This window comes from Streptomyces sp. NBC_00310, assembly GCF_036208085.1.
Lineage (GTDB): Bacteria > Actinomycetota > Actinomycetes > Streptomycetales > Streptomycetaceae > Streptomyces.
In genome coordinates this window covers 6,283,049-6,299,020 of sequence record NZ_CP130714.1, presented here as the reverse complement: position 1 = coordinate 6,299,020, position 15,972 = coordinate 6,283,049, and the positions used below count along the sequence as shown (strand labels likewise).

The window sequence follows — 15,972 nt, the reverse complement described above, 5'->3', positions numbered from 1 at the left end:
CCCCTCACTTGTCTCTCGCCGTTCCGGACGCTGGGCCCGGGCGGGCGCGATCAGTCGGTGGCTGCCACCGCTTCGTCGACCGAGGTGTGAATCGGGAACACCTTGGTCAGACCGGTGATGCGGAAGATCTTCAAAATCCGCTCCTGGTTGCACACCAGACGCAGCGAGCCCTCATGGGCCCGTACGCGCTTCAGGCCGCCCACCAGCACGCCGAGCCCGGTGGAGTCGAGGAAGTCGACGCCCTCCATGTCCACGACGAGGTGAAAACTCCCGTCGTTGACCAGCTCGACCAGCTGCTCACGCAGCTTGGGCGCGGTATAAACGTCGATTTCGCCACCGACCTCGACGACCGTACGATCGCCGACGGTACGGGTCGACAGGGACAGGTCCACGGATCCTCCAGCACCTTGCTATCGAGCGTTCGCCCCTCGGGACACCTCGGCTTGAAAGCCCCCGGGACGGTTCGCCAGCCGCGATGGCATTCAATCACTTACCGGCAGGCGTGCACGACGCCTTGGCTCCATTGTCCGTCACGCCGGTGACACACTCGATGCCGATGGCCAAGAATCACCGATCCGATCGATCCCCGACGGACACCGCTTCCAGCCCCTCGCCGAGCACGGTCCTGGACCGGCTCGCCTCGGGGCCGAGCCGGGCTTCGCGCATCACTCATACGGAGCATGTGCCCCCGCGCGCGGGCCGCCATGCCGTCTGGCCCGACCGGATCCGGTCGGAGGTCGTCGCCGCCGTGCAGGCCGCGGGAATCGAACATCCCTGGGCCCACCAGGCACGCGTCGCCGAGCACGCGCTGGACGGCGAATCGGTCGTCGTCTCCACCGGAACCGCCTCCGGCAAGTCCCTGGCGTATCTCGTCCCGGTCCTGTCGCGCCTCCTGGACGGCTCCGAGGCCCCGAACGGCCGTGGGGCGACCACGCTCTACCTGGCCCCCACCAAGGCCCTCGCAGCGGATCAGCGCCGATCCGTGAAGGAACTTTCACAACCTCTCGGAAACGCCGTACGCCCGGCCGTGTACGACGGCGACACCCCCGTCGAGGAACGCGAGTGGGTCCGCCAGTACGCCAACTACGTCCTCACCAACCCCGACATGCTGCACCGCGGCATCCTCCCCTCCCACCCCCGCTGGGCCTCCTTCCTGCGCGCCCTCAAGTACGTCGTCATCGATGAGTGCCACACCTACCGCGGCGTCTTCGGCTCCCATGTCGCCCAGGTGCTCCGGCGCCTGCGCCGCCTGTGCGCCCGCTACGGCGCCGAACCCGTCTTCCTGCTCGCCTCCGCCACCGCCGCCGAACCCTCGGTCGCCGCCCGCCGCCTCACCGGCGTCCCCGTCACCGAGGTCGCGGACGACGCCTCACCCCGCGGCGAACTGGTGTTCGCCCTCTGGGAGCCCCCGCTCACCGATCTGCACGGCGAGAAGGGCGCCCCCGTCCGCCGCACGGCCACCGCCGAGACCGCCGACCTCCTCACCGACCTGACCGTCCAGGGCGTCCGCTCGGTCGCCTTCGTACGCTCCCGGCGCGGCGCCGAGCTGATCTCCGTGATCGCCCAGGAACGTCTGGCCGAGGTCGACCGCTCCCTCGCCCGGCGTGTCGCCGCCTACCGCGGCGGCTACCTCCCCGAGGAACGCCGCGCCCTCGAACGCGCCCTCCACTCCGGCGAACTCCTCGGCCTCGCCGCCACCACCGCCCTCGAACTCGGCGTCGACATCTCCGGCCTGGACGCCGTCCTCATCGCCGGCTACCCGGGCACCCGCGCCTCCCTGTGGCAGCAGGCCGGCCGCGCCGGACGCTCCGGCCAGGGCGCCCTCGCCATCCTCGTGGCCCGCGACGACCCGCTGGACACCTTCCTGGTCCACCATCCGGAGGCCCTGTTCGACCAGCCGGTGGAATCGACCGTCCTCGACCCCGACAACCCGTACGTCCTCGCCCCGCACCTCTGCGCCGCCGCCGCGGAACTGCCCCTGACGGACGAGGACCTCGGCCTGTTCGGCCCGGCCTGCGAGGAACTGCTGCCACAACTGGAGGCCGCGAAGCTGCTCCGCCGCCGGGCCAAAGCCTGGCATTGGACGCGCCGCGAGCGGGCCGCCGACCTGACCGACATCCGGGGCCAGGGCGGCCGCCCCGTCCAGATCGTCGAGACCGGCACGGGCCGGCTCCTCGGCACGGTCGACGCGGGCGCCGCCCACACCTCCGTCCACGAGGGCGCGGTCCATCTGCACCAGGGCCGTACGTACCTGGTGCGCGAACTGGACCTGGAGGACTCCGTCGCCCTCGTCGAACAGGCCGACCCGCCCTATTCCACGGTCGCCCGCGACACCACCTCCATCTCCGTCCTGGAGACCGACACCGAAGTCCCCTGGGGCGACGGCCGGTTGTGCTACGGCTCCGTCGAAGTCACCAACCAGGTCGTCTCCTTCCTCCGCCGCCGCCTCATCACCGGAGAGGTGCTCGGCGAGTCCAAACTCGATCTCCCCCCTCGTACGCTGCGCACCCGCGCCGTGTGGTGGACCGTCACCGAGGACCAGCTGGACACGGCCCGGATCAACCCCGAGATCCTCGGCGGCGCCCTGCACGCCGCCGAACACGCCTCGATCGGCATGCTGCCCCTCTTCGCGACCTGCGACCGCTGGGACATCGGCGGCGTCTCGGTCCCGCTCCACCCGGACACACTGCTCCCGACGGTCTTCGTCTACGACGGCCACCCCGGCGGTGCGGGCTTCGCCGAGCGCGCCTTCCACACCGCCCGCGCCTGGCTCACCGCCACCCGCCAGGCCATCGCCTCCTGCGAGTGCGACGCCGGCTGCCCGTCCTGCATCCAGTCCCCCAAGTGCGGCAACGGCAACGACCCGCTGCACAAACGGGGGGCCGTGCGGCTGCTGACCGAGCTGTTGCGGACAGCACCCGACGCTCCGCCGGCGGACCGGGCGGCCTAGTGAGCTGGTCCGGAGATCCTGTCGCAGTAGCGGCAGGATCTCCGGACCAGCTCACTAGGGCCCGAAGGCATCTCGGGGTTCGGGGACGGCCGCCGGCCCCGGCGGGCCCGCCCGTGCCCTGGACTCGGCGGTCAGTGGGCCCATGCCCGAGGCCGCCGTGACATCGGAGATCTCTCCCTCGACCTCGCAGAGCACGAGGCGGCCGCCCTGTGCCCTTGCCACCCGTTCCGCCGTCGCACAGGCCCCCTCGTCGCCCTTCATCCAGTGATCGGCGGCGGCGAGAGCCGCGAGGTCGGCCGTCGCCTCCGCCTGATGCCGGATCACGACGACCTGCCCCAGCGCGAGTACGGCCCCGAACACGGCGCACAACACCGCGATCGCCCCGACGGCCCAGACGGTCGCGGACCCTCTGTCCGAACCAGCCGAACCAGCCGCGCTGGCCGAGTTGGCCGCGCTGGCCGAACGGGTGACCCGCAGCCGCCCGCCGGACCACGAGAACGCGGTCACCCGGCCCCCTCCCCGACCGTCTCCTCCGCCAGCGCCACGGCCGTATGACCGAGATCGAGGCCCAGTCCGTCCGGGCCCGGCGCCGGGGCCGAGACCACGACGCGTACGAAGTCACCCTCCCGGCCCACGCTCACCTCCGCCCCGTCCGGCGCCGTCTTCCGGGCCGCCGCCACGACCGCGGCAGGCGGGTCCTGCCGGGCTGCCGCACGGGCACCGGCCCGGGCGGCGTCCACGACCTGGATCTGCGCGCAGGCGGCGAACAGGGCCCACACCAGCGCCGTCGCGAACAGGAGCAGCACGGGCAGGACCATGGCCGCCTCGGCCGTCACGAACCCACCGTCGCCGCCCAGCACCCTGCGCCGCCGCCGTGGCCGGCCTGGCTCACGCCCCGCCATTGAGGGCCCGCCCGACGATCTGCTGCAGCTCCGCCTGGACCTGCCCGCTGGTCACCACCTTGTAGAGCACCGCGGCGAAGGCCACCGCCGCGATGATCCCCACCGCGTACTCGGAGGTCACCATCCCCGCGTCCCTCCGCGCCGCCCGCGCCCGGCACACCACGGCCCGCACCACCCGAACCCGCACCGCTTCCCGCGCTGCCTGCACTGCCGTTACTGCCTGCACTGCCTTGGACATCTCAACCCCCGTGAGGCTCTGTTGCATCGACTGTCGATCACTGATCACTGATCACTACTTGCTCTTCACCGCCGGTCGGCCCGCTCACCGCCCGCTCAAGTCCGCCCCGTCATCCCCCACCCCCTCCCAACAACCCGTCCGCCAGCCCGATGACCACCGGCAGCACGCCCACGGCGATGAAGGCGGGCAGAAAGCACAGGCCGACCGGTGCGGTGACCATCACGGCGGCCCGGCGTGCCCGCTCCGTCGCCGAACGGCCCCATTCGGCGCGGGCCTCGGCGGCGAGGCGGGCGACAGGGGAGGCGGCCGGTACGCCGGACTCGTCGGCGCGTTCCAGGAGCCTTGCCAGCGCTCCGGCTCCGGGGAGGGCCGCCAACGAGCGCCAAGCCTCGGCCGGTTCACCTCCGAGCCGGGCCTCTGCCGCGCCCCTGGCCAGCCTCTCGCCCACCGGGCCGCCCAGGGCCTCGCCCACGGCCTGCGCGGCCGCCACGGGGCTCGCCCCGGCCGTGATGCAGGCGGCGAGCAGATCGGCGGCGAGAGGCAGCTGGCGTGCGGCTGCCGCGACGTCGTACGCCTCTGCCGGGTCGCCGCCCAGGCGCCGGGCCCTCCGGAGCCACTGCCAGGCCCCGACGCCGACGGCCAGCCCCAGCAGCAGGCCCGGAAGGCCACCGACGAGCACCCACCCGGCGCCGACCACCCCGGCGACCGGCAGCCATCGCCGTACGGCGCCCCGTGACACGAGGTTCCGCCGGGGCGGCTCGGCCGCCAGGACGAGCACGGTGGCCAGCCGGGCGCGCAGCCTTCGTCGGCGTCGCGCGGTGTCGAGCGACCGGGCCGGCCACCACAGTCCCACGACCACGCAGAGGGCCACCCCCAGCCTGTGGACAACCTCCCCGCTCACGCCGCCTCAGCTCCCCGCACGATCCGCAGCGCCCACCACAGCCCGGCACCCTCCAGCACCGCGCCGACGAGCAGACAGCCCAGCCCCGCCGTGCTGTGCAGCACCACGTGCAGGGGGTTCGCGCCGAGCGCGGTGCCCAGCAGGAGCCCCAGGACCGGCAGGCCGGCGAGCATCACCGCCGTCGACCGGGCGCCGGCCAACTGGGCGCGCAGGTCGGCCCGCTGATCCCGCTCGGCGCGCAGGGCGCCCTCCAGCCGGTCGAGCCCGGCGGCGAGGCCCGCACCCCGGTCCACGGCCACCCGCCAGCACGCGGCGAGCCCCAGCAGCCCGTCGGCGCCCGGCTGCCGTGCCGCGGCCGCCAGGGCCCCCGGTACGTCCCCGCCGAACCGCGCCGCCGCCAGCACCACGGCTCGCGCCTCGCCGAGCCCGCCGGAGTCCCTCGCGGCCCGCGACAACGCCTCACCCGGCTGCCGCCCGGCCCGTGCCTCCCCGGCGAGCGCCGCGCACAGCGCGACCACGGCGTCGCCCCGCCGCTCCCGGGCCCCGCGCTCCTCCGCCGCCCGCCGAACCCGCCTCAGCAACGGCACCCCGGCCGCTCCCGCGAGGGCCGGCAGCACCGACGCCCCCAGCACCGCGATCACCGACCCGGCCACGGGCGCCCACCACTCGGCTCCCAGCCCCCGCACCCTGCCGACCACCCGTTCCCAGCGGGGCGGCCCCACAGCCCCGCCACCGGCCAGCAACAACCGCGCCCGCCGAACCCCGGCGCCCCGCCCGTCACCCGCCATCCAGGCCGCCGCCCCGGCGCATGTCACGGCCACCACCCCGACCGACACCTCTCCGACCCCCGTCACCGCCGCTCACTCCCTTCCAGAAGGCTGTCGCCCCGGCTCTGCAGCCCGTCCCGAAGCAGCCCCCGCAGCCGCTCCCAGCCCCGCTCGTACACGAACGCCGCCTCGCCCCAGCGGAGCGCCGGCACGGTCACCACCAGCCCCGACCCGTCCCGTTCCAGCACATGCACCTCGGCGATCCGCCGTCGTCCGTCCCGATCCCGTACGAGGTGCAGGACCACCGACAGCGCGGCCGCCAACTGGCTGTGCAGCGCGGCCCGGTCGAGCCCCGCGGCCGTACCGAGGGCCTCCAGACGGGCCGGCACCTGTCCCGCGGCGTTGGCGTGGAGCGTCCCGCAGCCGCCCTCGTGGCCGGTGTTCAGCGCGGCCAGCAACGACACGACCTCGGGTCCCCGCACCTCTCCGACCACCAGCCGGTCCGGGCGCATCCGCAGCGCCTGGCGCACCAGGTCCTGGAGCTCCACGAGACCCACGCCCTCCTGGTTGGCCGGTCTGCCCTCCAGCCGCACCACATGTGGGTGGTCGGGCCGCAGCTCCGCCGAGTCCTCGGCCAGCACGATCCGTTCGCCGGGGTCGACCAGGCCGAGCAGCGCGCTCAGAAGCGTGGTCTTGCCGGTCCCGGTCCCGCCGCTGATGACGTACGACGACCGGGAGCGGATCAGTGCTCGCAGGACGCGGTCGCCGCCGGGCGGCACCGTGCCCGCCGCCGCCAGTTCGGCGAGGGTGAAGGCACGGGGCCGTACGACCCGCAGGGACAGGCAGGTGGAGCCGACGGCCACCGGTGGGAGCACCGCGTGGAGCCGGGTGCCGTCCGGGAGCCGGGCGTCCACCCACGGCCGGGCGTCGTCCAGCCGGCGTCCGGCGACGGCCGCCAGGCGCTGCGCGAGCCGTCGTACGGCGGCCGCGTCGGGGAAGGAGATCCCGGTCAGTTCCAGGCCACCGCCCCGGTCCACCCACACCCGGTCGGGCGCCGACACCAGCACATCGGTGACCGACGGGTCGGCGAGCAGTGGCTCCAGCGGCCCGCTCCCCACCAACTCCGACCGCAACCGCTCGGCCGCCCCGAGCACCTCGGCGTCCCCGAGCACCCGCCCCCGCTCCCGCAGCGCCTGCGCCACCCGCGCGGGCGTCGGCTCGGCCCCGCTCTCGACGAGCCACTGGCGCACCCCGTCCAACAGACCGTCATGGGGCATCCCGTTCATGCGGCCCCGCCCCCGTTCAGGGACCGCCCGCTGCTCCCGGGGCCCAACGGCTGCCCGCCCGGCAGCCCGTCCTGAGGCACCCGGTTCACGCCGCCTCACCCCTGACCGCGACCCGCTCCCAGAAGCCTTCGCAGAACCGGGCGAGTGGTCCGCGTGGGATGCCTCCCGGTGGTTTGCCGCCGTCCGGCAGCCCGGCCTCGGTGGGTACTTCGCCCGCGAGCGGCAGCCCCAGCAGACGGGCCACCTCGTGGTCGTCGAGGCCGGGGGCGTACGGACCGCGGACCGCGACGCGGAGGTCGCGCAGGACCATGCCGAAGGCGGAGGCGACCCGGGAGGCGGCGGCGACGGCGCGCAGCTCGGCGGGGACGACCAGGAGACCCAGGTCCAGCTGGGCGAGGGCCTCGGCGACGCCTTCGTCGATACGGCGCGGCAGGTCCACGACGACCGCGCCGCCGCGCCGCCGGCCCGCCGCGAGGACCGCGCGGACGGCCTGGGGCGGGACGGCCACGGCATCGCCCCGGTCCCAGCTGAGGACGCGCAGGGAGTGCAGCTCGGGGAGCGACTCCTCCAGGGCGCCCCCGCCGACCCGGCCACGCGAGGCGGCGAAGGCAGGCCAGCGCAGCCCGTCGGCGCTTTCGCCGCCGAGGAGCACGTCCAGGCCGCCACCCAGGGGATCGGCGTCCACGAGGAGCGTGCGCGTGCCCTGTCGCGCGGAGGTGACGGCGAGCGCGCAGGCCAGTGTGGACGCCCCCGCGCCGCCTCGGCCGCCGATCACGCCGACGGTGAGCGCGGGCCTGCCGACGCCTTCCGCCACGTCGGCGATGCGGTCGACGAGCCACTGCTCGCCGTCCGGCAGCATCAGGACGTGGTCGGCGCCGATCTCCACGGCCCGCTGCCACACCCCGGAGTCGTCCTGGTCCTTGCCGACGAGCACCACTCCTCGTCTGCGCGCGGCCCCGCGCAGCCGCCGCGCCGCGTCGTCCCCGACGAGCACGAGCGGCGCCGTCTCCCACCGGCCCCGGCCCTCCGGCACGCCGTGGTGGACCTCCGGCCGGGCGCCCGCGGCGGCGCACAGGCGCAGCAGGTCGTCCAGCAGTTCCACGTTCTCGGTGACGATCAACGGCCTGCCCTGCCGCCCCTCGGCGGCGGACGGCCGGTCGTTGGTGATGGCTCCCGCCACGATCTCCAGCCCCCTCGCTGCTTCCCCAGGGGCGCCCGGCTCCGGGCGCCCCTGTTCAAGTCCTGTGTGTAGAACCGGCGATCGGCCGCCATAGGGGCGCCGACGGAAACCGGTCGTACGCGTCCCGGAAACGGAACCGGCCATGAACCGGCCGCCGTCGGGACGCGCTGGAATCACGGTGCGGCGATCTCGGAAATCGTGTGGATCTTGGTCGATAACTGTGGACAACTCGGCGCTTGTGAATATCGCCATCACCCGAACAGGCGACTCCTGTGCGACTCCCGCAGCGCAGCCCGGCGGCTACGGACGGTGACGGATCCTGTGCCGGGGCAGAGGAAAGCCCACGAGGGCGCGAAAGCGCCTCGCGGGCTGGGGAGGAGAGGGGAAAACGCACCCGGACATGCGACGACCCCCACCGGGGGGGAGAGTGGGGGTCGTCTTCACGGCCGACTCGGGGGGGGGGGAGGAGCCGGACCGCGTTAGCACGGTCGCGAACGATCCGTGACTTCCATGGTGTACCCGAGAGGCCTCTCAGGCAAACCCACGCGCCCCACACTAGCCCGAATGGCGGGCGCATATGCTCGGGCCCGTGGAAAACCACTCCCTGCCCCGCACAGCGGCCTTCTTTGACCTGGACAAGACGGTCATTGCGAAGTCGAGCACGCTCACGTTCAGCAAGTCGTTCTACCAAGGCGGCCTGATCAACCGCAGGGCCGCCTTGCGGACGGCGTACACCCAGTTCGTGTTCCTCGCGGGCGGCGCCGACCACGACCAGATGGAACGGATGCGGAAGTATCTGTCCGCGCTGTGCCGGGGCTGGAACGTCCAACAGGTGAAGGACATCGTCGCCGAGACCCTGCACGACCTGATCGACCCGATCATCTACGACGAGGCCGCCTCCCTCATCGAGGAGCACCACGTCGCCGGGCGGGACGTCGTCATCGTCTCCACCTCCGGAGCCGAGGTGGTCGAACCCATCGGTGAACTCCTCGGCGCGGACCGGGTGGTGGCGACCCGGATGGTCGTCGGCGACGACGGCTGCTTCACCGGCGAGGTGGAGTACTACGCCTACGGACCGACGAAGGCCGAGGCGATCCGGGAGCTGGCCGAGTCCGAGGAGTACGACCTCGCGAACTGCTACGCGTACAGCGACTCGGCGACCGACCTGCCGATGCTGGAGGCCGTGGGCCACCCGCACGCGGTGAACCCGGACCGGACACTGCGCAAGGAGGCCCTCGCGCGCGGGTGGCCCATCCTCGACTTCCACCGACCGGTGCGCCTCAAGCAGCGCCTGGCCGTGCGGCCGCGGCCCGCCCTCCTCGCGGCCGCGGCGATAGGCGCCGCGGCGGCCACCGCGGGGCTCGTCTGGTACACGAGCCGACGCCGGGTGGCGACCGCCTGACCTGCGGTCCGCACACCGGCAGCCGATTCACCCTCTTTGAACCTAAAAGTAAAGAAGCACAACGAGGGGTTCCGCTTGCCCCGGTCCTGGAGTAGAAAGGATTCAAGGCCCGCGAGACCAAAGGACATCCGAGAGGATCACCTTTAATAACTCATTTTGGCCCCACGGACCTAGCATGAACACCGGGCACCCACGCGACGTCGACCCGTCGATTACGGGCCAGCCGCACCAGGTCACGGGCCAAGTTCCCGGCCTGATGGGCACATATCGAGGACGCTTGGTAACCGGGTGAACATGCCAGCGGCGGTACGAATTCTCGTACCGCCGCATCCCTTTTCCGGGGGTTGTCCGCCGCCCGAATCCAGGGCCTCTACGCCGCCCCGCGCTGCAGCGCCTCGCACACCGCCGTCGACTCGCGTGCGCCCAGTTCGATCGCCCGGCCGCAGTGGGCGATCCAGGCGGCCATGCCCTCCGGAGTGCCGGAGACATAGCCGTCGAGGGCGGCAAGGTAGCCGGCGCGGCCGAGTTCCGCGTGACCGACCTCCGCCGGGCAGACCGACTTGGGGTCGAGACCGCTGCCGATCAGGACGATCCGTTCGGCCGCGCGCGCGACGAGGCCGTTGTGGAAACCGAAGGGGCGCAGGGCGAGCAGTTCGCCGTGGACGACGGCCGCGGTCACCAGGGCGGGGGCCGAACTGCCCTTGATGATCAGCTCGGAAAGGCCGTCGAGACGGCCGGCGACCTCGGTGGCGCCCGGCAGAGGCAGCTCTACGAGGGGCTCGTCGACGGGCTCCCCGTCCTGTCGGGGCCGTCCCACGCGCGCGTCGTCACGACCGGCCGCCACCAGATGCAGCCGGGCCAGCACCCGCAGGGGCGACTGCCGCCAGATGGACAGCAACTGGCCCGCCTCGGCGGTGAGTCTCAGCGCGGCACCCACGGCGCGGGCCTCGTCGTCGCCGTCCTGGCCGCTGAAGTCCGTACGACGACGCACCTCTTCCAGGGCCCAGTCCGCACCGGAGAGCGCCGCCGAGCCGCGTGCGCCGCGCAGGGCCGCCTCGGAGGTGACCGCGTGGCTGCGGCGCCGCATGACGCGGTGGCCGTAGACCCGGTCCACGGCCTTGCGCACGGACTCCACGGACTCGGCCACACCGGGAAGCTCTCCCAGGGCCGCGAGCGGATCGGCGGCCGCACCTGTCGTACTCATGAGTACGACCCTACGCGCACCAGCGGCCAACCCCTCGAAGGAGTGGTCTTCCACCGTCGCGTGAGCACCCTTGGCGCTCACCCCACTACCGTTAGTGAACATGAAAATTGCTTTCGTCGGGAAGGGCGGGAGTGGCAAGACCACGCTGTCCTCCCTGTTCATCCGCCATCTCGCCGCCTCCGGAAGGCCGGTCGTCGCCGTCGACGCCGACATCAACCAGCACCTGGGCGCCGCTCTCGGCCTCGACGAGTCGGAGGCCGCCGAGCTGCCAGCGATGGGCGACCGGTTGCCGCTGATCAAGAACCATCTGCGCGGCTCCAACCCGCGGATCACCTCCGCCGAGACGATGATCAAGACCACCCCGCCCGGCGACGGCTCCCGCCTGGTGCGGATCTGCGAGCCCAACGCGATCTACGACGCCTGCGCCCGCCCGGTGGAACTCGACGGCGGCGCCGTCCGTCTGATGGTCACCGGCCCCTTCACCGACGCCGACCTGGGCGTCGCCTGCTACCACTCCAAGACGGGAGCGGTGGAGCTGTTCCTGAACCATCTGGTGGACGGCCGCGACGAGTACGTGGTGGTCGACATGACGGCCGGTTCCGACTCCTTCGCGTCCGGCATGTTCACCCGCTTCGACATGACGTTCCTCGTCGCCGAGCCCACCCGGAGGGGGGTCTCCGTCTACCGCCAGTACAAGGAGTACGCCAGTGACTACGGCGTCGCCCTGAAGGTCGTCGGCAACAAGGTGCGGGGCGACGACGACCTCGACTTCCTCCACGCCGAGGTCGGGGACGACCTACTGGTCACCATCGGGCACTCGGACTGGGTACGCGCCCTGGAGAAGGGCCGTCCGCCCCGCTTCGAGCACCTGGAGGAGACCAACCGCCAGTCCCTGCGCGCCCTTCACGACGCCGCCGACGCCACGTACGAGCTGCGCGACTGGGAGCGTTACACCCGCCAGATGGCGCACTTCCACCTGAAGAACGCGACCAGTTGGGGCAACGAACGGACCGGGGCCGATCTGGCCGCGCAGATCGACCCCGAGTTCGTGCTCGGCGAAAGGACCACCGCCGCCGTGTGAGAGCGGCTACGGCTTGGCCGCCGGAGCCCCGGGGACTCCCTTCGGGGCCGGTGCCGGTCCGCCGGAGAGGAAGGACCCCCATCCCGTCTTCGGGGACTCACCGACCCCCAGGGTGCGCAGCCTGTCCAGGACCTTCGGGTCCTGGGCGTCGAGCCAGTCGGCGAGTTGCCGGAAGGAGACGCAGCGCACCTCGGCCTTGCCACAGACCGCCTCGACGGTCTCCTCGACGGCACGCATGTAGACGCCGCCGTTCCAGGACTCGAAGTGGTTGCCGATGATCAGGGGCGCACGGTTGCCCTCGTAGGCGCGCTCGAAGCCCGCGAGCAGACCGTCACGGAACTGGTCGCCCCAGTGCTCCCGCTTGGCCGAAGCACCCGCCCGGGCCCCGGACTGGTTCACGTAGAAGTTGTAGTCCATGGTCAGCGTCTCGAAGTCCCGCCCGGGGACGGGGACGAGCTGCATCGACAGGTCCCACAACCCGTCCTGCTTCTCGGGCCAGACCTGGTTCCTGACGCCGCTGGTGTCGTAGCGGAAGCCCAGTTCGCGGGCGGCCCGCAGGAAGTTCGGCCGGCCTTCCAGGCAGGGTGTGCGGGCGCCGATCAGCTCCTTGTCGTAGTCGAAGGGCAGCGGCTCGGCCTTCTCCGTGCCGATGTTGGTCTTCCACGCCTTCACGAACGACTTGGCCTGGGCGATCTCGCTCTTCCACTCCTCGACCGACCACTCGCCGACCCCGCCGCCGGGGCCGCAGAAGTGACCGTTGAAGTGCGTGCCGATCTCGTCGCCCTCCAGCCACGCGCCGCGCAGCTGGTCCACGGTGTCCTCGATTCCACGGATGTCGTTGAAGCCGATGTCCGAGCGGCCCGGTGAGTGCTGGGGCGGGCGGTACAGGTCCCGCTTCTCCTCCGGCAGCAGGTACACGCCGCTCAGGAAGTACGTCATGGTCGCGTCGTTGGCCCGTGCCACCTTGCGGAAGTGCGAGAAGAGCCGCTGACCGTCCTCCCCGGCGCCGTCCCAGGAGAAGACAACGAACTGCGGGGGTTTCTGACCGGGCTTCAACCGTTCGGGCCTGGGCAGGTGCGGCTGCACACCGGTGTACGCGGTGGAGCCGTCGCCGATCACGCGGACCGCGGTCTTGGGCGGCGCCGGCGCGCCCCCTTTCGTGGCGGCCACGCCCCGCCCGCCCGCTTTCTCCGTCTTGTTCGCGCCGGGCGGGCCGACGGTTCCGGTCGGCTCACCGATCCCGCATCCGGCGAGCGCCGCGGCGCAGGTCGCGGCGAGTGCGGCACCGGCGGCGATCCTCTGGGTGACGGCCATGTTCCGCCCACCTTCTTCCTTCGCTCAGGGGCAGAGCGGCCAAGGTCACACAGAGTTCCGATCATGATTAATACGACAAGCCGATGAAAAGCTTCATTCACCCCCACGAGTGATCTAATGACCTATTTGCCGCTTATGTTCTTGCACATCCTTTACCCTGCATTACGATTCGTTTACTGAGCGTTGAGAAATCCCGCCGCTGTACGCCGTGCCCCACGGCCGCGAACCGACGCGACCGCGCAGCCCCGGAGGAGACGGGAGAACATGTCCGCCTGCGTCCCCACCCATGCCATCGACCCGGACTCGAACCGGACGGAGGGTGATCACCAGCCGCACAGTCCGCCGAAGGGACCGCGTCGCCGGTTCCGTGTCTCGGCCGCCGATCTGTCCGCCTCCCTCGCGGTCTTCCTGATCGCTCTCCCCCTGTCCCTGGGCATCGCCCTCGCCACCGACGCCCCGCTCCAGGCCGGCCTCGTCGCCGCCGCCGTCGGAGGCCTCGTCGCCGGGCGCCTGGGCGGCTCCCCCCTCCAGGTCAGCGGCCCGGCAGCCGGCCTCACCGTGGTCACCGCCGACCTCATCCACCAGTACGGCTGGCGCACCACCTGCGCCATCACCGTGCTCGCCGGCCTCGCCCAACTGGGCCTGGCCCACCTGCGCGTGGCCCGCTCGGCGCTCGCCGTCAGCCCGGCGATCGTGCACGGCATGCTCGCCGGCATCGGCGTCACCATCGCCGTCGCCCAACTCCACATCGTGCTCGGCGGCACCCCGCAGAGCTCGGTCAGCGCCAACGTCAGCGCCCTGCCCGCCCTGCTGGCGCACCTGCACCCCGCCGCCGTCTCCGTGAGCGTGCTCACCCTCGTCCTACTGCTCGCCTGGCCCCGGCTCCCCGGCCGCGTCGGCCGACAGCTGCGCATCATCCCGGCAGCCCTCGTCGCCGTCGCGGGCGCCACCGCGGCGGCCGTGCTCGCCGCGCTGAGCCTGCCCAGGGTCGACCTTCCGTCGTGGCGGAGCCACGCCCTGGCCGGAGTGCCCGAGGGGCCGGCGCTCGCCCTGGTCGCGGCCGTCCTCACCACCACGCTGGTGTGCAGCGTGCAGTCGCTCCTCGGAGCCGTCGCCATGGACAAACTGGCGGCGGGACGGACCGACGTGGGGCGTTCCGACCTCGACCGCGAGCTGCGCGGCCAGGGCGCGGCCAATGTCGTCTCCGGCGTCCTCGGCGGCCTGCCGATCGCCGGCGTCGCCGTCCGCAGTACGGCCAATGTCCGAGCCGGCGCCACCAGCCGGAACTCCACGATGCTGCACGGCGTTTGGGTGGTAGCGGCCGCACTGCTCCTGGTCCCCGTCCTGGAGCTGATCCCCCTCGCCTCACTCGCCGCCCTGGTGATGGCCGTCGGGATCCAGATGGTGTCCCTGCACCACATCCGTACGGTCACCCGCCACCGCGAGGTGCTGGTCTACGCCGTCACCACCCTGGGTGTCATCGTCCTCGGCGTCCTGGAAGGCGTCGCGCTCGGCATCGCCGTGGCGGTCGGCGTCGCCCTGCACCGCCTCACCCGCACCCGCATCACCCACGAGGAGAGGGAAGGAGTCCACCACGTCCACGTACGAGGACAGTTGACGTTCCTCGCCGTGCCCCGTCTCAGTCGCGCCCTGCACCAGATCCCCCAAGGCGCCGCCGCCGTGGTGGAGCTGGACGGCTCGTTCATGGATCACGCGGCGTACGAGTCGCTGCAGGACTGGCAGCACGCGCACCACGCGCACGGCGGCTCCGTGGAGATCACCGGCCGATCCGGCACCCGTATCGCCGAGCCCGCCAGCACCTCGGCGGCCGGCTGTCGCTGCCGGCCCTGGACACCGTGGCGCAACCACCAGTGCGAGGCCCCGGCCACCCCGACCGCGGGCACCCCGCAGGAAGAGGCGGCCGAAGGTCCGAACAGCCATCAACTGGCGCGCGGCATCAGCGCGTTCCAGCGCAACACCGCTCCGCTGGTCCGCGGTGAGCTGGCCCGGCTCGCGCGCGAGGGGCAGCAGCCCTCGCAGCTCTTCCTGACCTGCGCCGACTCCCGGCTCGTCACATCGATGATCACCTCCAGCGGTCCCGGTGACCTCTTCGTCGTACGCAACGTCGGCAACCTCGTGCCGCCGCCCGGTGAGGAGAGCGGCGACGACTCGGTGGCGGCCGCGATCGAGTACGCGGTGGACGTGCTGCACGTGCGGTCCATCACGGTCTGCGGGCACTCCGGATGCGGAGCGATGCAGGCCCTGCTCAAGGCCGACCCGCACGGCGCGCAGACTCCCCTCAAGCGCTGGTTGCGGCACGGCCGGCCCAGCCTGGACCGCGCGACCGACAAGAACCGCCCCTGGGCCCGTCTCGCCGGCCGCGAACCCGCCGACGCCGTCGAACAGCTGTGCCTGACCAACGTCATCCAGCAGCTGGAACACCTGAGAGCCCACGAGTCCGTCTCCCGCGCCCTGCGCGAGGGCGCGCTCGAACTGCACGGGATGTACTTCCACGTGGGCGAGGCACAGGCGTACCTGCTCACGGGGGGATCCCCCGAGAGCGGAGTCTTCGATCAGGTCTCCGGTACGGCCGGGGCGGCCGACCCGACCGGGACGGTCCTGCACGACACGCGCGCGTGAACCGATCTCCGTCCCGGTCCGTGGAAACGGGTGGCGTCCTGCCCGCAGGGCCACCCGCCCACAGGTCTACACCAATCCGAGGAAGGCCCTTGTCATCGAGGGTCCGG

At 72.5% G+C, this 15,972-nt stretch carries 14 protein-coding genes; 4 read left to right on the top strand and 10 right to left on the bottom strand.

Annotated elements, in window-relative coordinates:
* Nucleotides 1-50: 50 nt before the first annotated feature.
* Entirely contained in the window at nucleotides 51-392 is a 342-nt protein-coding gene (gene bldG, locus OG202_RS27665; RefSeq protein WP_005475923.1) for an anti-sigma factor antagonist BldG, read from the bottom strand.
* Nucleotides 393-475: 83 nt separating this feature from the next.
* On the opposite strand from bldG, the gene OG202_RS27660 reads away from it, so the two are divergent.
* Nucleotides 476-2,950, top strand: coding sequence for a DEAD/DEAH box helicase (locus OG202_RS27660; RefSeq protein ID WP_327728417.1), 2,475 nt, complete (start codon nucleotides 476-478; stop codon nucleotides 2,948-2,950).
* 54 nt (nucleotides 2,951-3,004) lie between these two features.
* Here OG202_RS27660 and OG202_RS27655 read toward each other — a convergent pair whose 3' ends face one another.
* From OG202_RS27655 to ssd, 7 genes are all read right to left on the bottom strand, one after another.
* Entirely contained in the window at nucleotides 3,005-3,457 is a 453-nt protein-coding gene (locus tag OG202_RS27655; protein WP_405895141.1) for an Rv3654c family TadE-like protein, read from the bottom strand.
* Complete coding sequence (locus tag OG202_RS27650; RefSeq protein WP_327728418.1) at nucleotides 3,454-3,852, bottom strand: TadE family type IV pilus minor pilin; 399 nt, start codon at nucleotides 3,850-3,852, stop codon at nucleotides 3,454-3,456. Before OG202_RS27650 ends, OG202_RS27655 begins: the two co-directional genes overlap by 4 nt.
* Nucleotides 3,839-4,090 (bottom strand): DUF4244 domain-containing protein, encoded by a 252-nt coding sequence (locus OG202_RS27645; protein ID WP_328223772.1) that lies wholly within the window; start codon nucleotides 4,088-4,090, stop codon nucleotides 3,839-3,841. Before OG202_RS27645 ends, OG202_RS27650 begins: the two co-directional genes overlap by 14 nt.
* A gap of 109 nt (nucleotides 4,091-4,199) precedes the next feature.
* Nucleotides 4,200-4,991, bottom strand: coding sequence for a type II secretion system F family protein (locus OG202_RS27640; protein WP_326579574.1), 792 nt, complete (start codon nucleotides 4,989-4,991; stop codon nucleotides 4,200-4,202).
* The gene (locus tag OG202_RS27635) at nucleotides 4,988-5,779 is read right to left on the bottom strand and encodes a type II secretion system F family protein (protein WP_405896084.1); all 792 of its coding nucleotides are present in this window, start codon (nucleotides 5,777-5,779) and stop codon (nucleotides 4,988-4,990) included. The genes OG202_RS27640 and OG202_RS27635 overlap by 4 nt, the downstream gene beginning before the upstream one ends.
* 62 nt (nucleotides 5,780-5,841) lie before the next feature.
* Nucleotides 5,842-7,044, bottom strand: a complete 1,203-nt coding sequence (locus tag OG202_RS27630) for a TadA family conjugal transfer-associated ATPase (protein WP_327728420.1) — start codon at nucleotides 7,042-7,044, stop codon at nucleotides 5,842-5,844.
* Between the two features lie 85 nt (nucleotides 7,045-7,129).
* Entirely contained in the window at nucleotides 7,130-8,224 is a 1,095-nt protein-coding gene (gene ssd, locus OG202_RS27625; RefSeq protein WP_326579580.1) for a septum site-determining protein Ssd, read from the bottom strand.
* Nucleotides 8,225-8,801: 577 nt separating this feature from the next.
* On the opposite strand from ssd, the gene OG202_RS27620 reads away from it, so the two are divergent.
* Entirely contained in the window at nucleotides 8,802-9,626 is an 825-nt protein-coding gene (locus OG202_RS27620) for an HAD family hydrolase (RefSeq protein ID WP_326579582.1), read from the top strand.
* A 370-nt stretch (nucleotides 9,627-9,996) separates the two neighbouring features.
* Here OG202_RS27620 and OG202_RS27615 read toward each other — a convergent pair whose 3' ends face one another.
* A complete protein-coding gene (locus OG202_RS27615; protein WP_326579584.1) occupies nucleotides 9,997-10,830 on the bottom strand; it encodes an oxidoreductase in 834 nt (277 codons plus the stop codon).
* Between the two features lie 100 nt (nucleotides 10,831-10,930).
* Here OG202_RS27615 and OG202_RS27610 point away from each other — a divergent pair, with 100 nt between their 5' ends.
* Nucleotides 10,931-11,911, top strand: a complete 981-nt coding sequence (locus tag OG202_RS27610; protein ID WP_327728421.1) for an ATP-binding protein — start codon at nucleotides 10,931-10,933, stop codon at nucleotides 11,909-11,911.
* A 6-nt stretch (nucleotides 11,912-11,917) separates the two neighbouring features.
* On the opposite strand, the gene OG202_RS27605 is transcribed toward OG202_RS27610, so the two are convergent.
* Entirely contained in the window at nucleotides 11,918-13,225 is a 1,308-nt protein-coding gene (locus tag OG202_RS27605) for a hypothetical protein (RefSeq protein ID WP_328223771.1), read from the bottom strand.
* Between the two features lie 264 nt (nucleotides 13,226-13,489).
* On the opposite strand from OG202_RS27605, the gene OG202_RS27600 reads away from it, so the two are divergent.
* Complete coding sequence (locus tag OG202_RS27600) at nucleotides 13,490-15,865, top strand: SulP family inorganic anion transporter (protein ID WP_328223770.1); 2,376 nt, start codon at nucleotides 13,490-13,492, stop codon at nucleotides 15,863-15,865.
* The last annotated feature ends 107 nt before the right edge of the window (nucleotides 15,866-15,972 follow it).

What these genes read in the sequence shown, in the direction of transcription:
- OG202_RS27610 (WP_327728421.1), top strand. Translation starts at nt 10,931, where the DNA reads ATGAAAATTGCTTTCGTCGGGAAGGGCGGGAGTGGCAAGACCACGCTG.
- OG202_RS27615 (WP_326579584.1), bottom strand. Translation starts at nt 10,830, where the DNA reads ATGAGTACGACAGGTGCGGCCGCCGATCCGCTCGCGGCCCTGGGAGAG.
- OG202_RS27620 (WP_326579582.1), top strand. Translation starts at nt 8,802, where the DNA reads ATGCTCGGGCCCGTGGAAAACCACTCCCTGCCCCGCACAGCGGCCTTC.
- OG202_RS27660 (WP_327728417.1), top strand. Translation starts at nt 476, where the DNA reads ATGGCATTCAATCACTTACCGGCAGGCGTGCACGACGCCTTGGCTCCA.
- OG202_RS27645 (WP_328223772.1), bottom strand. Translation starts at nt 4,090, where the DNA reads ATGTCCAAGGCAGTGCAGGCAGTAACGGCAGTGCAGGCAGCGCGGGAA.
- OG202_RS27630 (WP_327728420.1), bottom strand. Translation starts at nt 7,044, where the DNA reads ATGAACGGGATGCCCCATGACGGTCTGTTGGACGGGGTGCGCCAGTGG.
- OG202_RS27650 (WP_327728418.1), bottom strand. Translation starts at nt 3,852, where the DNA reads ATGGCGGGGCGTGAGCCAGGCCGGCCACGGCGGCGGCGCAGGGTGCTG.
- OG202_RS27635 (WP_405896084.1), bottom strand. Translation starts at nt 5,779, where the DNA reads ATGGCGGGTGACGGGCGGGGCGCCGGGGTTCGGCGGGCGCGGTTGTTG.
- OG202_RS27605 (WP_328223771.1), bottom strand. Translation starts at nt 13,225, where the DNA reads ATGGCCGTCACCCAGAGGATCGCCGCCGGTGCCGCACTCGCCGCGACC.
- OG202_RS27600 (WP_328223770.1), top strand. Translation starts at nt 13,490, where the DNA reads ATGTCCGCCTGCGTCCCCACCCATGCCATCGACCCGGACTCGAACCGG.